Annotated in this window: 23 protein-coding genes; 16 read left to right on the top strand and 7 right to left on the bottom strand. The window is 43.9% G+C overall.

Features of this window, described 5'->3' with window-relative positions; translation table 11 throughout:
- Nucleotides 1-7 precede the first annotated feature (7 nt).
- The 13 genes from rpsH to rplQ all read left to right on the top strand — a co-directional run bounded on the left by rpsH (nt 8) and on the right by rplQ (nt 6,961).
- On the top strand, nt 8-400 hold the full coding sequence (gene rpsH, locus GTH32_RS11110; protein WP_163085740.1) for a 30S ribosomal protein S8: 393 nt from the start codon (nt 8-10) through the stop codon (nt 398-400).
- A 13-nt stretch (nt 401-413) separates the two neighbouring features.
- Nucleotides 414-947 carry a 50S ribosomal protein L6 gene (rplF, locus tag GTH32_RS11105; RefSeq protein WP_163085738.1) on the top strand — a complete coding sequence of 178 codons (534 nt, stop codon included), beginning with the start codon at nt 414-416 and terminating at the stop codon, nt 945-947.
- A 12-nt stretch (nt 948-959) separates the two neighbouring features.
- On the top strand, nt 960-1,313 hold the full coding sequence (gene rplR / locus GTH32_RS11100) for a 50S ribosomal protein L18 (RefSeq protein ID WP_163085736.1): 354 nt from the start codon (nt 960-962) through the stop codon (nt 1,311-1,313).
- A 9-nt stretch (nt 1,314-1,322) separates the two neighbouring features.
- Nucleotides 1,323-1,823, top strand: a complete 501-nt coding sequence (gene rpsE, locus GTH32_RS11095) for a 30S ribosomal protein S5 (RefSeq protein ID WP_013786221.1) — start codon at nt 1,323-1,325, stop codon at nt 1,821-1,823.
- A gap of 6 nt (nt 1,824-1,829) precedes the next feature.
- Nucleotides 1,830-2,006 (top strand): 50S ribosomal protein L30, encoded by a 177-nt coding sequence (gene rpmD, locus GTH32_RS11090; protein ID WP_163085735.1) that lies wholly within the window; start codon nt 1,830-1,832, stop codon nt 2,004-2,006.
- Between the two features lie 6 nt (nt 2,007-2,012).
- Entirely contained in the window at nt 2,013-2,447 is a 435-nt protein-coding gene (rplO, locus tag GTH32_RS11085; RefSeq protein WP_163085733.1) for a 50S ribosomal protein L15, read from the top strand.
- Between the two features lie 5 nt (nt 2,448-2,452).
- Nucleotides 2,453-3,772: a preprotein translocase subunit SecY gene (secY, locus tag GTH32_RS11080; protein ID WP_163085731.1), complete on the top strand. Its 1,320-nt coding sequence runs from the start codon at nt 2,453-2,455 to the stop codon at nt 3,770-3,772.
- A 37-nt stretch (nt 3,773-3,809) separates the two neighbouring features.
- Nucleotides 3,810-3,926 carry a 50S ribosomal protein L36 gene (rpmJ, locus tag GTH32_RS11075; RefSeq protein ID WP_012519217.1) on the top strand — a complete coding sequence of 39 codons (117 nt, stop codon included), beginning with the start codon at nt 3,810-3,812 and terminating at the stop codon, nt 3,924-3,926.
- 174 nt (nt 3,927-4,100) lie between these two features.
- Entirely contained in the window at nt 4,101-4,457 is a 357-nt protein-coding gene (gene rpsM / locus GTH32_RS11070; protein ID WP_012519216.1) for a 30S ribosomal protein S13, read from the top strand.
- A 14-nt stretch (nt 4,458-4,471) separates the two neighbouring features.
- The gene (gene rpsK, locus GTH32_RS11065) at nt 4,472-4,864 is read left to right on the top strand and encodes a 30S ribosomal protein S11 (protein WP_013786215.1); all 393 of its coding nucleotides are present in this window, start codon (nt 4,472-4,474) and stop codon (nt 4,862-4,864) included.
- Between the two features lie 24 nt (nt 4,865-4,888).
- Nucleotides 4,889-5,509: a 30S ribosomal protein S4 gene (rpsD, locus tag GTH32_RS11060; RefSeq protein ID WP_163085729.1), complete on the top strand. Its 621-nt coding sequence runs from the start codon at nt 4,889-4,891 to the stop codon at nt 5,507-5,509.
- A 19-nt stretch (nt 5,510-5,528) separates the two neighbouring features.
- Nucleotides 5,529-6,518, top strand: a complete 990-nt coding sequence (locus tag GTH32_RS11055; protein ID WP_163085810.1) for a DNA-directed RNA polymerase subunit alpha — start codon at nt 5,529-5,531, stop codon at nt 6,516-6,518.
- 41 nt (nt 6,519-6,559) lie between these two features.
- Complete coding sequence (gene rplQ / locus GTH32_RS11050) at nt 6,560-6,961, top strand: 50S ribosomal protein L17 (RefSeq protein WP_044058203.1); 402 nt, start codon at nt 6,560-6,562, stop codon at nt 6,959-6,961.
- A gap of 99 nt (nt 6,962-7,060) precedes the next feature.
- On the opposite strand, the gene GTH32_RS11045 is transcribed toward rplQ, so the two are convergent.
- The 7 genes from GTH32_RS11045 to GTH32_RS11015 all read right to left on the bottom strand — a co-directional run bounded on the left by GTH32_RS11045 (nt 7,061) and on the right by GTH32_RS11015 (nt 14,328).
- Complete coding sequence (locus GTH32_RS11045) at nt 7,061-7,753, bottom strand: SPOR domain-containing protein (protein ID WP_163085721.1); 693 nt, start codon at nt 7,751-7,753, stop codon at nt 7,061-7,063.
- A 2-nt stretch (nt 7,754-7,755) separates the two neighbouring features.
- A complete protein-coding gene (locus GTH32_RS11040) occupies nt 7,756-10,794 on the bottom strand; it encodes a hypothetical protein (protein WP_163085719.1) in 3,039 nt (1,012 codons plus the stop codon).
- Nucleotides 10,795-10,840: 46 nt separating this feature from the next.
- Complete coding sequence (locus tag GTH32_RS11035) at nt 10,841-11,689, bottom strand: fimbrial biogenesis chaperone (protein ID WP_163085717.1); 849 nt, start codon at nt 11,687-11,689, stop codon at nt 10,841-10,843.
- 35 nt (nt 11,690-11,724) lie between these two features.
- Complete coding sequence (locus tag GTH32_RS11030) at nt 11,725-12,177, bottom strand: DUF4402 domain-containing protein (RefSeq protein WP_163085715.1); 453 nt, start codon at nt 12,175-12,177, stop codon at nt 11,725-11,727.
- Nucleotides 12,178-12,222: 45 nt separating this feature from the next.
- The gene (locus GTH32_RS11025) at nt 12,223-12,879 is read right to left on the bottom strand and encodes a hypothetical protein (protein WP_163085713.1); all 657 of its coding nucleotides are present in this window, start codon (nt 12,877-12,879) and stop codon (nt 12,223-12,225) included.
- A 239-nt stretch (nt 12,880-13,118) separates the two neighbouring features.
- Nucleotides 13,119-13,631 carry a FlgO family outer membrane protein gene (locus tag GTH32_RS11020; protein ID WP_163085711.1) on the bottom strand — a complete coding sequence of 171 codons (513 nt, stop codon included), beginning with the start codon at nt 13,629-13,631 and terminating at the stop codon, nt 13,119-13,121.
- A 94-nt stretch (nt 13,632-13,725) separates the two neighbouring features.
- Nucleotides 13,726-14,328 carry a FlgO family outer membrane protein gene (locus tag GTH32_RS11015; RefSeq protein WP_163085709.1) on the bottom strand — a complete coding sequence of 201 codons (603 nt, stop codon included), beginning with the start codon at nt 14,326-14,328 and terminating at the stop codon, nt 13,726-13,728.
- Between the two features lie 224 nt (nt 14,329-14,552).
- Between GTH32_RS11015 and GTH32_RS11010 the strand changes: the two genes are divergently transcribed.
- From GTH32_RS11010 to GTH32_RS11000, 3 genes are all read left to right on the top strand, one after another.
- Nucleotides 14,553-15,173, top strand: a complete 621-nt coding sequence (locus GTH32_RS11010) for a hypothetical protein (RefSeq protein ID WP_163085707.1) — start codon at nt 14,553-14,555, stop codon at nt 15,171-15,173.
- Nucleotides 15,174-15,420: 247 nt separating this feature from the next.
- Nucleotides 15,421-16,827: a mannose-1-phosphate guanylyltransferase/mannose-6-phosphate isomerase gene (locus tag GTH32_RS11005; protein ID WP_163085705.1), complete on the top strand. Its 1,407-nt coding sequence runs from the start codon at nt 15,421-15,423 to the stop codon at nt 16,825-16,827.
- Nucleotides 16,828-16,966: 139 nt separating this feature from the next.
- Nucleotides 16,967-19,864 carry a coiled-coil domain-containing protein gene (locus tag GTH32_RS11000; RefSeq protein ID WP_163085703.1) on the top strand — a complete coding sequence of 966 codons (2,898 nt, stop codon included), beginning with the start codon at nt 16,967-16,969 and terminating at the stop codon, nt 19,862-19,864.
- Nucleotides 19,865-19,869: the final 5 nt, after the last annotated feature.

The following is a 19,869-nucleotide window of genomic DNA, read 5'->3' as shown; positions in this document are numbered from 1 at the left end:
GCTGATAATGAGCATGCAAGATCCTATCGCGGATATGTTTACCCGCATCCGTAACGGCCAGATGGCACAGAAAGTATCTGTAACTATGCCGTCTTCTAAACTTCGCGTAGCTATTTGTGAAGTATTGAAGGCAGAAGGTTATATTACTGACTATGCAGCCTCTGGTGACGTTAAGCCTGTTTTAGAAGTTACGCTTAAGTACTTCGAAGGCAAGCAAGTAATTGACACTATTGAGCGTGTAAGCCGCCCTGGTCTGCGCATCTATAAGAAAAAAGATGAGCTTCCAAAGGTTATGGGTGGATTGGGTGTCGCGATCGTGTCGACTTCTAAAGGTGTGATGACTGACCGTGCAGCGCGTAACGCTGGCATGGGCGGTGAGATCATCGGTTATGTAGCATAACGGAGGAGTTGAAATGTCACGAGTAGCAAAAGCCCCAGTAGACTTGGTATCAGGCGTAGAAGTTTCTATCTCTGGCCAAGAAGTTACCGCTAAAGGTAGTAAAGGCACTTTGACCCGCGTTTTCAATAACGCTGTAGAAGTTGTACAGGAAGAGAACCAACTTAAAGCACTTCCACGTGAAGGTTTCGCTGACAGTTGGGCACAGGCTGGTACTGTTCGCTCTATCCTAAATGCAATGGTTCAAGGTGTTTCACAAGGTTTTGAGAAAAAACTTCAGCTAAACGGTGTTGGTTACCGTGCGCAAGCACAAGGTAGCAAACTTAACCTTACGCTAGGTTTCTCTCACCCTGTAGTATACGAAATGCCTGAAGGCATTACCGTTGAAACTCCTAGCCAAACTGAAATCGTCGTTAAAGGCGCCGATAAGCAGGTGGTAGGTCAGGTTGCGGCGAACATTCGCGCTTACCGTCCGCCAGAGCCTTACAAAGGCAAAGGTGTACGTTATGCTGACGAACACGTACGTCGTAAAGAAGCTAAGAAAAAGTAGGTGGGTGATACGATGGATAAGAAAACAGCTCGCATTCGTCGCGCAACTCGCGCACGTGCAAAAATTCGTGAACTGGCCGCGCATCGCTTGGTAATCAACCGTACACCTCGCCACATCTATGCTCAGTTAATCGCTCCTAGCGGTTCTGAAGTGTTGGCAGCGGCTTCAACTGTTGAAACAGGTCTTGCAAAAGATCTTAAGTCTACAGGCAATACTGAAGCAGCAGCGGTAGTCGGTAAAGCAATCGCAGAACGTGCTATTGAGAAAGGCATCAAAGTAGTGGCTTTCGATCGTAGTGGTTTTAAATACCACGGTCGCGTTAAGGCATTAGCTGATGCAGCTCGCGAAGCTGGTCTTCAGTTCTAGGAGTTTATAATGGCTAAACAAGAAGTTCAGAACGGTGAACTATTAGAGAAATTGATTGCTGTAAACCGCGTTTCTAAAGTGGTTAAAGGTGGTCGTATCTTTAGTTTCACTGCATTGACAGTAGTGGGTGACGGTAATGGTCGCGTAGGTTTTGGTTACGGTAAGGCACGTGAAGTTCCTGCTGCAATCCAAAAAGCTATGGAAAAGGCACGTCGCAACATGGTTGACGTAGACCTTAACGGCCACACGTTACAGCACCCTATTAAAGGTCGTCACTCTGGCTCTAAAGTTTACATGCAGCCTGCATCAGAAGGTACCGGTATCATCGCCGGCGGTGCAATGCGTGCAGTACTTGAAGTAGCTGGTGTACAGAACGTACTTTCAAAATGTTACGGTTCTACGAACCCAATCAACGTTGTTCGTGCAACAATTAACGCGCTGACAGAGATGAATTCTCCAGCGAAAGTTGCTGCGAAACGTGGATTGTCTGTATCAGAAATTTTGGGGTAATCAGACATGGCAACGATTAAAGTAAAGCAAACTAAAAGTGCGATTGGCCGTTTGCCAAAGCACAAAGCTACGCTTAAAGGCTTAGGCCTTCGTAAAATCAACCATGTTCGTGAACTGGAAGATACGCCTAGTGTACGCGGCATGATTCACCGTGTTAATTACATGGTCGAGATAGTGGAGTAGTAAGTTATGCGTTTAAATACTATTGCTCCTGCACCAGGAGCTAAACAATCTGGTAAGCGTACTGGTCGTGGTATCGGCTCAGGTCTTGGTAAAACGAGTGGTGTAGGCCACAAAGGTCAAAAAAGCCGTTCAGGTGGCCGCGTTAAGCCAGGATTTGAAGGTGGTCAGATGCCTATCCAGCGTCGTCTTCCTAAGTTCGGTTTCACTTCACGCAAGAGCTTCGTTTCTGATGAAGTAACTCTTGCTGAAATCGCGAAGGTTGAAGGTGATACAGCGTCTCTTGAAACTTTAAAAGCAGCGGGTCTTATCAAAAAAGAGATCCAGTTCGTTAAAGTTATGAAGAGCGGTGAAATATCACGCGCTGTTACAGTAAGCGGGTTGAAGGTTACTAAAGGCGCTAAAGAAGCGATTGAAGCTGCTGGCGGTAAAGTAGAGGAATAAGCTAGATGGCTAAACCAGGATTGGATTCAGGCGCCAAAAGCGGCTTGAGTGAGCTTAAGGCAAGATTGTTGTTCGTACTTGGTGCGATTGTTGTTTTCAGACTAGGTTCTTACGTTCCTATCCCTGGCATCGATCCAGCTGTGCTTGCAGACTTGTTCGAGCAACAGAAAGGTACCATTGTAGAAATGTTCAACATGTTCTCCGGTGGTGCGCTTGAGCGTGCATCCGTTCTGGCTTTGGGCATTATGCCATACATTACTGCGTCCATTATAATGCAGTTGCTCTCGGTGGTTCATCCACCGATGATCGAGCTTAAAAAAGAAGGCGAGGCAGGTCGTCGTAAGATAAGTCAGTACACACGTTATTTAACGTTGGTACTGGCCATCTTCCAGTCAATTGGTATTTCGACTGGTCTGCCCAACCTGATTAATGGATTGGTGATAAACCCTGGCTTCGGATTCTACTTTACGGCAGTGGTGAGCTTAGTCACAGGAACTATGTTCCTAATGTGGTTAGGTGAGCAAATTACCGAACGAGGTATTGGAAACGGTATCTCTATCTTGATTTTTGCTGGTATTGTTGCCGGTCTACCTACAGCGATAGGTCAGACAGCGGAACAAGCAAGACAAGGCGACATTAATCTGTTGTTCTTGTTGTTGATTGCTGTGATTGTTGTAGCCCTTACATACCTAGTGGTATTTGTAGAGCGCGGACAACGCAGAATTGTGGTAAACTACGCAAAGCGTCAGCAGGGCCGTCAGGTTTTTGCCGCGCAGAGCACGCATTTACCGCTGAAGGTCAACATGGCGGGTGTTATTCCACCCATCTTCGCTTCCAGTATTATTCTGTTCCCAGGTACTATCGCAGGATGGTTTGGGCAGAATGAATCAACAGCATGGTTGCAAGACGTAGCATTAATGCTATCGCCTGGTCAGCCGCTGTACGTGATGTTATACGCAGCAGCAATTATCTTCTTCTGCTTCTTCTACACGGCGTTGGTTTTCAACCCGCGTGATACAGCAGATAACTTGAAGAAATCTGGCGCGTTTATCCCTGGTATTCGTCCAGGTGAACAAACCTCACGTTACATTGATAAGGTAATGACTCGTCTGACTCTGGCTGGCGCACTATACATAACCTTTATTTGTTTGGTGCCTGAATTCATGCTAATTGCCTGGAATGTGCCGTTCTACTTCGGTGGTACGTCGCTTCTAATTATCGTGGTGGTTATCATGGACTTTATGGCACAGGTGCAGACGCATTTGATGAGTAGTCAATATGAGTCTGTTCTGAAGAAAGCTAATCTTAAAGGCTACGGCCGTTAAGTTAGCCCCTTAATTTATAAGATAGGGGAGTGATGTAATGAAAGTTCGTGCATCAGTTAAAAAGATTTGCCGTAACTGTAAAGTTATCAAACGCAACGGTGTTGTGCGCGTAATTTGCAGTTCTGACCCTAAGCATAAGCAGCGTCAGGGCTAATCTAAGCGGTACAGAATACTTGCAAAGCTAATCAGCGGAACCTGACTCATACTTATCAGGTTCTGCTAGTTTTGTTTATAAGTTTTTTGCACCAAAATTTGCAATTTAGTCGACGGGTAAGTATCCTATCGGGCTTTTTAGGTCGTCGACAAATAAACAAGAGGAGTGCTGTTAATGGCCCGTATCGCTGGCATTAACATTCCTGAGCACAAGCATGCTGTCATCGCTATCCAAGCGATCTACGGCGTTGGACCCACACGTGCGAAAAGCATTTGTGCGGGTGCTGGTGTTGCAGAAAATACAAAAATCAAAGAGCTAGACGAAGCGACTATTGATAAGCTTCGTGACGAAGTGGCTAAATTTACCGTTGAAGGTGATTTACGCCGTGAAGTCTCTATGAGCATCAAACGTTTGATGGACCTGGGTTGCTTCCGTGGTATTCGCCACCGTCGTAGCTTGCCTCTACGTGGTCAGCGCACTAAAACTAATGCGCGTACCCGTAAAGGTCCTCGTAAGCCAATTAAGAAGTAAACGGGGAGTAAGTTATGGCAAAAGCACCAGCTCGTAGCACGCGTAAGCGCGCTAAACGTCAGGTTGCAGACGGTATGGCTCATATCCATGCGTCTTTCAACAACACAATTGTGACTATTACAGACCGTCAAGGCAATGCATTAGCATGGGCGACATCTGGTGGTTCAGGTTTCCGTGGTTCACGTAAATCTACCCCATTTGCTGCACAGGTTGCTGCAGAGCGTGCAGGTGTAGCTGCACAAGAATACGGTCTTAAGAACCTAGAAGTATTCGTTAAAGGTCCAGGTCCAGGCCGTGAGTCTGCGATCCGTGCTCTTAACGCTACAGGTTATAAGATCACAAACATTACCGATGTGACCCCTATTCCTCACAACGGTTGTCGTCCACCGAAAAAACGTCGCGTTTAATCGACGGACAGTTGGAGAAAGATCATGGCAAGATATTTGGGTCCAAAACTCAAACTTAGCCGTCGCGAAGGAACTGACTTGTTCCTTAAGAGCGGCGTTCGCGCAATCGATTCTAAATGTAAAATCGATGCTGCGCCCGGTCAACATGGTGCCCGTCGTGGCCGTTTGTCTGACTACGGTGTTCAGTTGCGTGAAAAACAAAAAGTTCGTCGTATGTTCGGCGTACTTGAAAAGCAATTCCGTAACTACTACAAAGAAGCTGCACGTCTAAAAGGCAACACAGGTGAAAACTTGTTACAACTTTTAGAACAGCGTCTTGATAACGTAGTTTATCGTATGGGATTCGCTAGCACACGTGCTGAAGCACGTCAGCTAGTAAGCCACAAGGCGATCATGGTAAATGGTCAAGTTGTGAACATTCCATCGTTTAACGTTTCTGCCGAAGACGTGGTTTCTGTTCGTGAAAAAGCTAAAAAGCAAGCGCGTATCGTAGCTGCTTTGGAACTGGCTGACCAACGTGAGAAGCCAACCTGGATTGATGTAGACAGCAGCAAAATGGAAGGCACTTTCAAGCGCGTTCCAGAAAGAACTGACCTGTCTGCGGAAATTAACGAACAGTTGATCGTCGAACTTTACTCTAAGTAAAGCTAACTAAAGAGGAAGCATTGTGGGTTCTGTGACTGAATTCCTAAAACCGAGATTAGTTGAGATCGAAAACGTTTCTCCTACTCGTGCCAAAGTAACTTTGGAACCACTAGAGCGCGGTTTCGGCCATACTCTAGGTAACGCCCTACGTCGTATTTTACTGTCATCCATGCCAGGGTGCGCAGTTACCGAGGTAGAAATTGATGGCGTTCTTCACGAGTACAGCACCAAAGAAGGTGTGCAAGAAGACGTTATCGAAATCTTGCTTAATCTGAAAGGTTTAGCGGTTCGCCTAGAAGGTAAAACTGAGGCAACCCTAACTCTAGTGAAATCTGGCGCTGGCCCTGTTGTTGCTGGTGATATTCAGCATGATGGCGACGTAGAAATTGTTAACCCTGACCATGTTGTTTGTACTTTAACTGGCGAAGCTGAAATCAGCATGCGCATTAAAGTAGAAATGGGTCGCGGTTATGTACCAGCTTCTACCCGTCGCTCCTCTGAAGAAGATGATCGTCCAATTGGTCGTTTGTTAGTTGACGCTTCATACAGCCCAGTTGAACGTATTGCTTACACTGTTGAGTCTGCCCGTGTTGAACAACGCACAGACTTAGACAAGTTGATCATCGACATGGAAACGAACGGCACTTTAGATCCTGAAGAAGCGATCCGCCGTTCTGCCACCATCCTAGCAGAACAGCTAGATGCATTCGTAGACTTACGTGATGTATCAGAGCCAGAAGCGAAAGAAGAGAAGCCAGAATTCGATCCAATTCTGCTTCGCCCAGTTGATGACCTAGAGCTGACAGTACGTTCTGCAAACTGTTTGAAAGCAGAAGCTATCCAGTACATTGGTGACCTGGTACAGCGCACTGAGGTTGAGCTACTTAAAACGCCTAACCTTGGTAAGAAATCGCTAACTGAAATCAAAGATGTTCTAGCATCTCGTGGTCTTTCTCTAGGTATGCGCCTAGAAAACTGGCCGCCAGAGAGCATCGCTGAAAAAGATTAATCAGGTTTTTATCAAACTGATTTGTAGAGAAGGATAAAACTATGCGCCATCGTAAGAGTGGTCGTCAGTTGAATCGCAACAGCAGCCATCGTCAAGCTATGTTCAAAAACATGGCTGGCTCTTTGGTCAAGCACGAAGTGATCAAAACTACGTTACCAAAAGCGAAAGAATTACGTCGCGTAATTGAGCCTCTAATCACTATGGCTAAAGAAGACAGCGTTGCAAACCGCCGTCTAGCTTTCGCCCGCACTGGTGATAAAGAAGTTGTAGGTAAACTATTCAACGAGCTTGGTCCTCGTTACGAAGCTCGCCCAGGCGGTTACACTCGCATTTTAAAATGCGGTTTCCGTTCAGGCGACAATGCCCCAATGGCATATGTTGAGCTAGTTGACCGTCCAGTTGTAGAAGCTGAAGAAGAAGCAGTAGAAGCAACTGAAGAGTAATTAATACTCGAATAGAAAAAAGCCGGTGATAATTCACCGGCTTTTTTTTTGCTTTGAACAACGTTCATCATAACCGTATTTTTGTATTGTTTAATATGGTTACAATAAATCAGTGCCTTCAGTGTTCTTATTAACAAAGCAAGACCCACCTTTACTACGCATTTGCTCACACGTAATGTTGGCTTCTCGGTAGCTTTTAAACTCTCCAAACTTTAATCGCAAAAGTGTTTTTCCATTGTCGTCCACTGTTTTTTCGTAAAACGGAACCTGCGCTCCAACAATAGTGGGGTAACCCCGACTAATCTGGTTCCAATAAGCGTTGAGCTTTTCTACTGAGTCTAGTGCAGTGAGTTGCACCGCATACCCTATTCTAGGCTCGCTAACCTTTGCTACATCACTGTGTTCTCGTTTAGCTGGTACAGCGGTGGGTGAAGCGGGTGAAGGCTTTAGCGCCGGTTGGGTGGGCACTCTATTAGAGGGCGATTGTGAAGACTTAGTAGTACTATCTGTGGTACGTTTTTGACTTAATACACTAAGCTGAACTATAAGCGTTTTCAGATCTTCCTCTATCTCGCTTAGTCGGATTAAGCTTGGTTGGTGGGATTTCCAAGCGTTAATGGCCCTTTGATTGTCTTCGTATTCTTCTAGCATTGCCAAAAGCGTAACTTTTTGCTCTTTGGTGAGCGAACGCAGAATATCATCGTCTTTTTTATGCGCTCCAGATGATGAGCAACCAGCTAAATGCATAAATGCAGTCGCAATGAGTAAGTGCTTTGTTATTGTGCGTTTCATCTTTATTGTCCTAGTTCCACCGACACCACATTACAGTCAACGTCATGGTGTTGTATTTGTTTGCACAGTTGTTCAATAGCGGCTTTATCGTCGCTGAAGCCAAGCGAAAGGCTATATGAGTTTTCGCTGCTACTTGTGAGATAAAAGGCGTCTTTAAACGTGCCCTTAGGTAATCTTTTGTTAATCAAGCTAAAGTAAACTTTTAAAAGAGGTAGTGAGGTAAACGTGTTTATCTGCGCCATGTAGCCAGACGTTTTAGTCAGCTCTCTTAATACCACATCAACATTAGTGAAAACATCGCCCCTTGTAGATACATCAAGGCTATTGGCAACATCGATAGCAGCATTTTGCCGTTGTAAATCTCTCGGATCGACAAGCACTTTGTAGCTACCTGGTAATATTTTTTCAAACAAATAAAAACCGTCGTATTCACTCTTTGTCGTTGCTACCGTTTCTCCAGAAGCGTTTACGAGTTGAAGGTTCACAAATGCTAACGCGCGTTCTTCACCATTTGACCCGCTGAGGTAGACTGTCCCGTCTAGTTCTCCAGAACGAACAACAGGGATGTCTGCAAATTGAAGTAACCCTGGTCTGCCGGTTACTGAAAAGCCTTCATCAGTACGCGTGTAAGTGAAATCGGGGAGGGTGCTCTCATCAATAACTATATCGGTACGCCTGTTCTTCGGTAAGCGCTCTATAAAGGCCATTCCATCCTCAGTAGTTGCGCTTCGTGAAACTTGCGCTGCGTTTACTGTAACGCCGTCGAGCAATGGCTCGTTATCATCGTATTCATTGTTCATATTCTGATCTTCATACAACCTAACGGCGAGTGCACCAGCGGTGCTAATAGGGCGAGGGGAGAGGGTGAAACTTTCTTTGTCAGCGTTTAAACCAATACCAAATCGAGCGAGTAAGCTTATGCTCCATTGGTCATCATCACTGTAATTAGCATAGCTAGACACTGTTACTTTGTCGCCAAACCAATTTAATCGAGCGTTATAGCTCGCGTTATCGGTTATAGCGCTATAAGAATAGCGGAATTCACTGCTCAATTGGTTTGAGAAGGGATAGCTTATCGTAGCGCCTACACTATCAAAGGTAGTGTCAGGTGAATGGGTATAGGTAGTATAGAGCCGTGTAAAGACGCGCCCGAACCTATTTCGGTAGCCTAATTCGCTCTCGTAAGTCCAGTCAGAATTTTCTGATAGTGTATTGCTTCTAACCCCCAAGAAAGAATAATTTAAACCACCAACTGCAGTATTAGTGGATAACGATTGCCTAAAGCTTTCGCTTTCACTTTGTTGGTTGTCCCAACTCCTAGACCAAGTACTTTCGTAATCAACAGGCGCCCAAAAGGTGTCATTAACTCTACCGTTGAACGTTAAGCTAATGGTTTGTGCTTGGTCTTCGAATTGCAGCGTATCGTCTAGCTCTGACGATGTAACGCTTTCGTCCTTTTTCCATAATACAGAAAGGCTATTGTTCCAAAATCGGCTTCTATAACTTACTAAGTAGTTTTTTTGCTGTTCACTATTTAACTGCACGACAGAGTTCAGTAAGCCTAGCGTGCCCATACTAATATTGTTTCGTAATGATACCGTTGAAAACGTTTCGCCCTCATCTGGGCTGAAATAAGTCCCCCCTACACCTAGGGTATACCAATCACTTAGCCCACGGTCGTATACAAAGCCCGCGGTAATCCCCTTTTGTTCTGGATCATCGGTTACCTTTCTAATACCCAGAACGGTTTCGTTACTGTCTACTGCTGAAAATCTAAAGCTGCTTTGGCCCTGTTTCAAAGAGTTACTATCAACTACATAAGACTTCTCTTCACGCTGAATTTGCCCCTGGGGCCCATAAAACACCAGTTCGAAGTCGTTATTCCCAAACAACAATTCAATATCGGTAAATTCATAGCGGCCTTCCTGTATATCTAGCGTATTGGCCACCAAAATGCCATTTCGATAAAGTTCTACATCCCAACCGGCTTGAATAACACCAGAAAAGTTCACCAATCGGTTATCAGCCAAATCCGTTTTAACATTAGAAAGCGCTAAACCTCGCCCGAAACTCGCCGTTTGTCCAATGCCTGTGTTCACAGGCAGTACATCACCTATAGCGGCATAGGTAAGTGGCAAGCCTAATACGTCTGCCTTTTGAGAATCGCGGCTAAGGGTAATACGGGCCTCCCTTAGCGAATCCTCATCGTCGCCAGCTAAATATAGCTGCGTATTGGCATAAGCGAGGTCTTGGTTTGATGCTATTGAATAGCCGCTAAATGTTGAGGTGTCAGTGGTGCGAACAGAAAGTTGCGCATCAAATAGGGGCGGCGTATACAACGAATAGCCATTATCTTTTTGAGGGAGTACTGATGGCGCTCGTGAGAAGCGCCCTCCTGCAAGCCTATTTCGCCTAGCTTCTGCTGATTCAAACGCAAACATGCGTGGCGATGAAACATATAACACCAGCCGGCTTTCATCGGCTTCAAACGTCAAACCGAGCGCCTCGGTTATCACCCCCACTTCCAATAAAATATCACCATCAATCAAATAGTCAGAGGGCGTAACGGTTAGGCTGCTATCGCCGCTTGTGATAATTAATTGTTCATCTTCGCTTTGTTGTAGCGAAAATTCATTAGAGGTGTGAAAGAACCACCCACTAGCCGATGTGTTATCTGCACTAACTTCAATATTAAAGTTCAATAATGCAGATAGTTCGGCCAATCCGACTTTCATACCCTGTTCAGAACTAATCGCGAATATTTCACCGCGGTTATAGCCCGCTGCGTTCACGGTAAAAATTAATTCTTCCCCTGCAGGAAATCGGGATAAAAACCCAGATGGCTCATCTGTGGGTGGATGAAAAGTAGGTGAAGGCGGTTGCTTGCTTTGTTTATCGTAATAGTTTGCTAAACGCGAAATGGTGTCTTGCCAGCTGGTTTGCTGCGCCAAAGCCGGCGCGCAAAATAACGCCGAAAACATTGCAACTGATTGCAAACGACGGTACCAAGTAAGCTTTGAATTGTGACTGTCCGTTTTCACATTTTAACCGAAGGAGCTTATAAACAAAGAAACGCAAAAAACACAATCACCGAACCTGAATATCTTGCTTAGAAATAGTGAATGTTTTTTCATCATAGACAATGTCTGAATAGGCACCTATCCCTTTGTAAACAACACGCAGTTCACCGTCATTAGGTGTAAAATTGCCATTTACCATGGTTAAGTCTTGCGTTAAGGTATCAAGTTCTGCCCATACATTTACTCCGCCAGACTTAGCCAGCAATACTTCTTTGCCACCATTGGGTTTCCAATAGGCTTCGATATCGCCCCACGTTGAATGCAAACCTTCTCGTGCGAACCTAGTGGTTACTACACCCGCACCACCATCTTTGTTTATAGCAATGCTGGCAGAATCGATAGCAATGGCGGCGTCATAATCACCTACCTGTAATGCTACAGGGATAGCAAAATTCAGCACAACGTTCACTTTCATCGAGGTTGATTGGGACACCCCATTAAATGCTTCACTATTATTTGGCACCGCCTTAAAACGTAAATGCGATCGAAACTCGCCGTCAGATAGGCCTCTCGCTCGTCTTAATAATAGTTTTATACTTTGTCGTTCACCGGGTTTTAGGGTTACACGCCTTGGCGAGAAACGAACCATTTCGCTTACGCTATTAACCGCTTCATTCTCTTTGCCATCTAACGATTCGTACCCCCCTTGAGGTAACGCGCGTTTTTCAGCCCAACTGAGCTCGTAAGTGGCTGTTACATTAGCGGTATTACCCACTGTTATCACAAATGTTCTAAGGTCGGGCGTTAAATTCACTCGTGTAGGGTGGATAAGTAAATTACTGAACGCGTGGGAAGAGAAGAGCAAAACTCCGCTAAATACAGCCACTCTGAAAAAGGTAAAAATAGGCAAACTCATTATCCTGTCACGGTGTATGTTAAATTTAGATTTAATTAAAACGTTATTTCTAGCGGTATATAAAAATTATAGGTTGCCCCGCTTATATAGCTCTCACCGCTACCGCTTGTACTAAGGGTGGCCCCCATAAAAAACGAAAACTCACCATTTATGTCTGCGTTACCTGAGCTTTGCATTTCAATGTCAGCAATACGCAGTGTTGGGCCACCAAAGGCGTTTACCGACTCAACCGGCACACTCACACTTAGGCTTACATTGGTGTAGGGCGCCAGCCCTGTTATGGTGTGTTCGCCCGGGGTGCCAGGCTCTAAGATGAAAATAGAACCTCTACTCCAACTTCGACCGGTACGGGTTACTGTTACCGTGCTAGTAACATTATTGCGGGGAATAGCTAAACGGCCGAAGCTCAGTTCATTGTCGGTAATAAAATCGAACGCCAGCGCTGAAGGAGGCAATAAAAAAAATGGTGAAATAACAACGTATTTCACCAATTTAATACCTTTGCCCTGATGGCAATAATCCATAGCTATAGCTTAATAAACAACTTCAACGGTGAATTCACCCTCATGCGCTTCTTCTTGATACGCGGCGGTAATGCCATCTGTAGTAGGGGTAGCTGCCGTTTGCAGTGTAGCACCCACAGTAAATACAATTTCACCGTTGCTATCAGCCGCAATATTGCCTGTTGTGGTTAAGTCGATGGCAGCGGGCGAGAAGCCGCTCGACTGATACGCTGTCCAGTCGGTTAATACAAACCATGGAATAGTGCTTGGCGCACCTGTTATTTCAAGCCTTCCGTCAGTACCGCCATTGATAGCGCTTAGGGTAACGTTTGTAAAAGGCGCAAGCCCAGCAACAGTGAACTCTGGTCTCTCAACGCTATTATCTACGGCAATAAGAACAGCATCTGATGGCGCAGTACAGGCTGCCGTAAAGGCAGTGCCTGAGGCAGCTTCAAGAGGTTGGCCATCTTCGGCGGGTAGTGTAAGGCCTGCACAATCACCATCTGCAGAACCCACAACAGCGCGAACAGTACCAAAGTTAAGCGTACCTGCTACGGTAAGATCAATAGCATTGTCGACAGTGGTACTTGCTTGAACGGTAACTTCGGTTGCTAAAGTAGAACCGGCCACAGAAAGTAGTGCCGAACCCGCTAGAGCTTTGACGATCATTTTGTTTAGTAACTTCATATTTATTCCTTTAAATTTCAAAAAGCGAAATAAGCGTACAATACGCCAGTTCTTATCGGCAGCAACTAGTCTTACTTTAGCTTTTGTTTTGAATCAGCTATTTAGGCTTAAATTTGTACGATGTGTGTCTATGTTAGGTGTTTTCACTATTAAGTCAAAGAAAACCAATGTGGGAAGTTATTCAATTCCATACCTTTAGGTAAATTTTAATAACTTATGGTTTTCTTGCGCAGTGCGTACTATTCAAACATAAATGCTGGGATGGTTAGACTAGACGCGGCGTAGGTTTTTTGCGTTTTTGCTTCAATCAACCGGGCGTCAATATCTATCCCGTGTTTTCTATGTATCATTGTGCCAATTACAACATATTCGAAATATCTGTTATCGCTTTTGCGGGTTAGCACAAAGTTTCCTTTGCTAGTAATGTCAATTTGCTGTGCAAGGTTCACCTCTACGATAGGATAGCCAACCTGTGTTAATGAGGTTTTAAGGGCTTCAGAAAGCTGGTTGCCCAAGGCATGTGTATTATTCAGTGTGGCATCATAGTTAACAAAGCTGGCTACCGTAACACCAGCCGAGGGCGTAAATTGCTCATAAAAACGCATAGCTATTGTGTCAGCGTAATCGCGAAGTGAAACGCCGTGACGCAACCCGTTGAACTGAATTGCGTTATTGCGTTCTATTTCAGGCTCTTCATTGCCTAACAACTGTTTCACAGCTGCCACTACCTTTTCATCATCGGTTGGACGCACAGCATTACTATTAGAACCTGAAAACGAGGAACAACCAGCTATAAGTATGCAAGTGCTGGCGTAAAACAAATATGATAAGAAGGCGTTCAACGCTTTATAGAGAAACCCTGACACTATCGTTCACCTCTTGTTTCGATAAAAAAAACTGATCTGCTCCAATAACGCGTTTAGACGTATTGTCTACCACTCTAACGTGAACGTTGTACCCCGAGGGGGCAGAAGTAATAGTACCCACCAATACACTATTTGCATCAACTTCGTTGGATAGTTCCAGATAGTCTTGGCTAAGGCCTAGGTTACCTTCAGGCGTAACTCTAATATCGCCAGTAGTTTGGTAGTCAACGGTAGATACGCCCGCTTTATGCAGGGCGGTTAAAAATGCCTGCCCAAAATAGCGCCCTAAAATTGAGGGGCGGTCATAATTTGCCGCTAACGAGACAAAATCAGCCACAGCGATAGTGGTATCTGCCGTTATCCCATTCTCGGAGTTCAACATTTTCTGTACGCAAAGATCGATTATTACAGATAGCTGGTTGGTTTTCGTCGAATGATTGTTGGAAACGGCAGCAACCTCAGACTGAAAATAAACGTTTGGCGATGGTGCTGTTTTACCCGCGCAACCAAACAAAAACGTGGTATGTAAGCACAGCAGCAATAATGCGTTTCTCGCGCTTCCGTTCATTAATTTAAGCTCCATTGATAAAATACCATAGACGTTGCCGAGAAAACTTAGCAAAATCATGGCCAGATTGCGTGAAAAGAAAAATATTGTTGAGACAAATGCTTCAGAGTGTTTCACACTGGTGTAGTTTGTGCTTACAACTCATCCATAGTTTAACCAAGATATAGTGAAGTATGTGGCAAAGTTGCAAGCATTGTTTTGGGTAAGCCTGCGATGTGCTACGTTTAAAAGGAGGCGCTGTGCCGATATTGCGTTCTAAAAAATTTGGCTTTGTTATTGTTGCCTCGCTAACGTTAATTGCAGGGTGCGCTTCTGGTACGCTTTCGTCTCAACGTAGCGGTTTACAGCAACCCGATGAGGTTTTACTCAGCGCAGAAGAAGTTCGCACGTTTAATCAAAATAAAGAGAGATTGGACAAGCTAGCAGCGTTAGACGCCGACTTGACTACACTACTAACAGAACTTTCTAAGCATGCGAATGTTGGCGAAAAGCCCGCCCACTTTAGACATCAGCCAACAGAACAGCCCATTACCCCCTCCTTTTCAATGGTTGACGATACAAAGGGAGAAGCCGATCAAAATAAGCAAGTATCTTCGTACACTGTGGTACTTGGGCAGTTTTTAAATGAACAAAGCGCGATAGCAGCCGCACATGACATCAATGAATATTTTAATATCGTATCGCTTAATATGGCCTACGGTGTAGGCATTTCCGAGAGCAAGCCAGGCTATTACGCGGTAGTACTAGGCAATTTTAGCTCGAAAAAAATAGCGAACTTATTATGTCAGGCATTCGCCAAAAATAATCAATTCTGTACTGCAGAATTAAATACGTATTCTCAGAGCTATGTAGTTGGGTAGCTATGTAGTTATGTGGGGATGTAGCTATGGTAGAGTGCTAGAGTGAGCACTACCCAACTATTTCGATACAGGAAGCCTCTTTAACAACCTGCAATAATAGGCAAATAGTGTAGCCGCGGTTATAGCTAGTTTAGCGTAATTTAGTTACAACTTTGCCATTTATTCGTAATACAAACCTTTGTATACTACCAATAGAACATGCAACGATTAGGACGTGGACATAGTATCCACACATCAAGGAATACCAATGAAACCAGTAGTACTTGCCGGCGGCACCGGTAGCCGCCTTTGGCCAAAATCTCGCGCCGCACTTCCAAAGCAATTTCTTTCTTTAACTTCTGATAGCTCTATGTTGCAAGATACCATTACTCGCTTAAAGGGTACTGAAGCAGCTAGCCCTATCTTTATTTGTAACGATGCCCACCGCTTTTTAGTTGCAGAGCAGCTTCGCCAGAAAGATATTCAACACGGTGGTATTTTACTTGAGCCAGTAGGCCGCAATACGGCCCCTGCTATAGCCTTGGCCGCGTTACACGCTACCATATCGGGTGAAGACCCTATTTTGTTAGTTTTAGCCGCCGACCATCTTATTAAAGATGAACCAGCATTTCACGCTGCAATAGAAAAAGCAGAAGTACTGGCTAAACAGGGTAAGCTTGTAACTTTTGGCATTGTTCCTGACCAACCTCACACGGGTTATGGCTACATTAAAGCCGGAAGCAAACTAGATGAAGGGTTTGAAGTAGCCCAGTTTGTTGAAAAGCCAGAACTTGAAACAGCAAAAGAATATGTAGATTCAGGTAGCTATTACTGGAATAGCGGTATGTTCATGTTTAAGGCTAGCCGCTATTTAGAAGAGTTGGAAAAGTACAACCCTGAAATGCTAGATGTATGTAAGCGCGCTATCGACACAGAAACACCTGATTTAGACTTTATCCGTGTTGATCACGATATCTTCGCCACTTGCCCAGACGACTCTATCGACTACGCCGTAATGGAAAAAACCGATAGCGCTGCTATGGTGCCGTTAGATGCACAATGGAGTGATGTAGGCAGCTGGACATCGCTTTGGGAAACGTCAGAAAAAGACGACAACGGTAACGTTTGCGTAGGCGATACTATTTTAGAAAATACTAAAAACAGCTATGTAAACGCAGAGCAACGTCTAGTATCGGTTATTGGTTTAGAAGACGTTATTGTTGTAGAAACCAAAGATGCAGTAATGGTAGCCCATAAAGATGATGCCCAAAGCATTAAAAACGTAGTAAATAAGCTTAAAGCTGAGCATCGCCCTGAATTTGAATTCCACCGTGAAGTGTTCCGCCCATGGGGAAGTTACGACTCGATAGACAGCGGCGCACGTTTCCAAGTTAAGAGTATTACAGTTAAGCCGGGTGAGAAGCTTTCAGTGCAAATGCACCACCACCGTGCTGAGCATTGGATTGTGGTTTCAGGCAGTGCCAACGTTACTATCGATGATAAAACCCAATTGGTTACGGAAAACGAATCGGTTTACATTCCAATTGGCGCAGTTCACGCGCTAGAAAATCCAGGCAAAATTCCACTAGAACTTATTGAAGTTCAGTCTGGTGCATATTTAGGCGAAGATGACATTGTTCGTTTCTCTGATAGATATGGCCGCGTAGCGAAGTAACTACGAACAAATAGTTAATGTTAAAAAGGCCGACGATAACGTCGGCTTTTTAGTTTTACAGTTTTAATCGCCCCTTAAACTGGGTAAACTAAGCGTTATAAAAAGGACGCTATAGTTCACGGTTGTTTTTGGAGAAACCATGCCACGTGCTGTTATCATTGCTGTAGGAGACTTGTCTCTACACCCTATTAAAACCCTCTTAGAAGAGCACAGCATAAGCTGCGAAATTGTTACCGTTACAAATGCAGAAGCTTTAAAAAATATAGACGATTCTAGTAGCGTAGCAAACGTTGAACGTCCGCAACCCGAATGTCTATGTGTTCACACTCAAAACAACGTATTTAAGCAAGCTAAAGCGTTCAGCAATATTGAAACTCTATTAGTTTACAGTGCGCCCGAAACTTATCTGGCGCAAAAATTAGCTAGTGCTGAAGGTGACATATCAATTGTAAAGCACATGCAACAATGGAAAGCGAATTTAAGCGAAGCCATTCAAATTTCGGAACGAAACGATGGCATTAAGCTGAGCTCTCTAGACGATATATGCCAGAACCCAAAACATTTTATAGAAAATGCGTTTGGCAAGGAGTACGAGCCCTCAATAAAAGCCCCTGAGCCCACTCTAATAGAACAGGCATTTTTGCTTATCGCGGCCGCGGAACTAGTAGATAGTGACGCATTATACGAGCTATACGATGATGCGCTTTCCTCGGGAACTTTGTTCGGAGAGTTTACCGTTCATTTAAGTCCTAATGCCGATACCCTTAAAGCCAATAAAAATACACTGCAAGAGTTAACTGATAGTTTGAGAGACATCTCAGATGAGGTTTTGCGTTTACAGCAACAATTGGATCAGAGTAACGAGGGGTATGTGCTTAAAAGTAGTGAGTATGAAAACGTGCAAGAAGAGTTAGCAAAATTAAAAGAAGAATTTTTCTCGGTAAAACAGAGTGATACAGAAAAGCTCGAGACATTGAGCGCGTTAACGAAGCAAAAGTTAGAGGCGGAAGGCCGTATCTCTGATTTAGAGAAGGAGCTCGACTCTATAAATGAAGAGGCTCAATTCGCCCAGTTACAAATTGAACAATTGCAAGAAGAGTTGGAATTGTTAGTGGCTAATCGTGAAGCCTACGAAAAAATCTTAGATGAACGCGAACAACTTCAACGTAAAGTAGCGCAATTAGAACTTGAATTGTCTACAGAGCAAAAATCAGAAGATCTAAGCCAATTACAAGTTGCTCAATTGCAAGAAGAACTAGAAGCCACATTTGGTGTACTGGATGATTTTAAGAGAAAAGAACAAACTTATCTAGAGAATGCAGAAGCACTAGAGTCATTGATTAACACTAGCGATAGCATTAAGCAGGAAAACGCATCCCTTACAGAGCAGCTATCGACGCTTAATAATGAAATGGAAAAAGTTGTCAGGGAGAAAGAGGGCCTAAATGATGAAGTTTCGCGCTTTCAAAATAAATTCAGTAAGCAAAATGAAGCCGCTTTAAATAGCAATGTAGATGTTGAGCGAATAACAACCGAACTCGAGTTAGCATCTCTTCAAGTAGTACAGCTACAAGATGAAGTTGAAAGCTATTATATAGCTATGCAAGAAATGGAAAGTTCGTTTAATACAGGATTAAGTAGCACCATCATGAGTACAAACGCAATTCAACATAGAGTATTTGATAAAGTATCTGCGAAAGCAATTTCAGTCACAGGGCAATATATAACAGATGGATACCAAGACATTCATCTTAAGCTGACAAGTGTTGCGTTTCCTACCGGGCGATATTTAGATGAACTTGAGGTAAAGCTAGTTTTAATTAGCGGCCTACCTGGCATTGAATTCCGAATGCAGGGGGGAGAAGGACTATTTAGAGCATATGAAGACGCCACTGATGAATACGGCCCCTATTTGCGCTATATGCTTACTCCTGAAGGAGAATTGCCTGAAACTCAGCGAAAAGTACTTGAACGGTTAAATGCAAGTGAGCGTTTGCTTATAATGGGTTGTATAAGCGTAATATCTCAGCTTCTGTTAAATACTGATATAGCTTCATCTGTGGAAGTAACTCCACAAACTTGGAGAGAGTGGCGTAAAGCGGCTATAGATCTTGCTGAACATATTCCAACGTTACCAAACTGGCTTAGCTTTGACGATGTTTATTTGCGAGAGGAATACAGAACTGAAGGCTACGAGCATTTGTGGCTAACTTTTACTAATATATTACACGGTGACGTTTGGCGGAATTCCCTCGATTTTAAAGTATCTGCTAGCGCTATCGGCGCATCTAATGCCAATGAATTTTCAGACTTTATAAATATAGAGTTTAGGGAGATGAACGATGGTACTGCACCTTTGGTTACGTGGCCTCCGGAAGAAACAGATGAATTTGGCCCAAAATTGAATATAGCTATTGATGATGTAGAGTCTTTAAGCGATATCGCTTTACAAGACTATCAATTAATCCAGCACTTAGTAAATAATCTAGCGAGCATTCTCGAAAAGCTTAGAATAGATGGTAATGACATAGTTCGCGGTAAAGAACAATGGATCTCAGCAGTACAAGCTGTCCTCAACCGTGTCCCCGCTAAACCTAATGAAGATTTAGTAAGTGAGCAAACTGGAAGTACCGGTGAGTTAGAGGGATATAGCCTCATATATGAAGAAGTTGTAAGCGAAGGCAGTTACCAACATATCGTTTTTTCACAACCTGGAAACGATACAAAAATAAAGTTGAGAGCTGAAAATATTAATTCCGAAACTTTTGATGCAGAGACATATTTGGAATTTCGAGATGGTACAAGTGAGGTTGTTTACAATCACTCTCAATTTTTTGGCGAGGACGAATACGGACCATACGTAAAAATTCCCCTTGAGAAGCTAGAAGAGTTGAACCAAGTAGAAGATGCCAGTGAATTTAAATGGGCTTGCGGTATCTACAGTAAACTACAGGAATCTATTCATGCTTCTAACGATATAGATGAACTAATCAAACTTCTTTGGAAAAATATCTTGAACCAGAAAAGTAAAAAGTAGCAGTT

The sequence above is a fragment of the Alteromonas profundi genome (assembly GCF_010500865.1).
GTDB classification, from domain to species: Bacteria; Pseudomonadota; Gammaproteobacteria; order Enterobacterales; family Alteromonadaceae; genus Alteromonas; species Alteromonas profundi.
The sequence above is the reverse complement of the archived record's forward strand: the minus strand, read 5'-3'. Positions and strand labels throughout refer to the sequence as shown.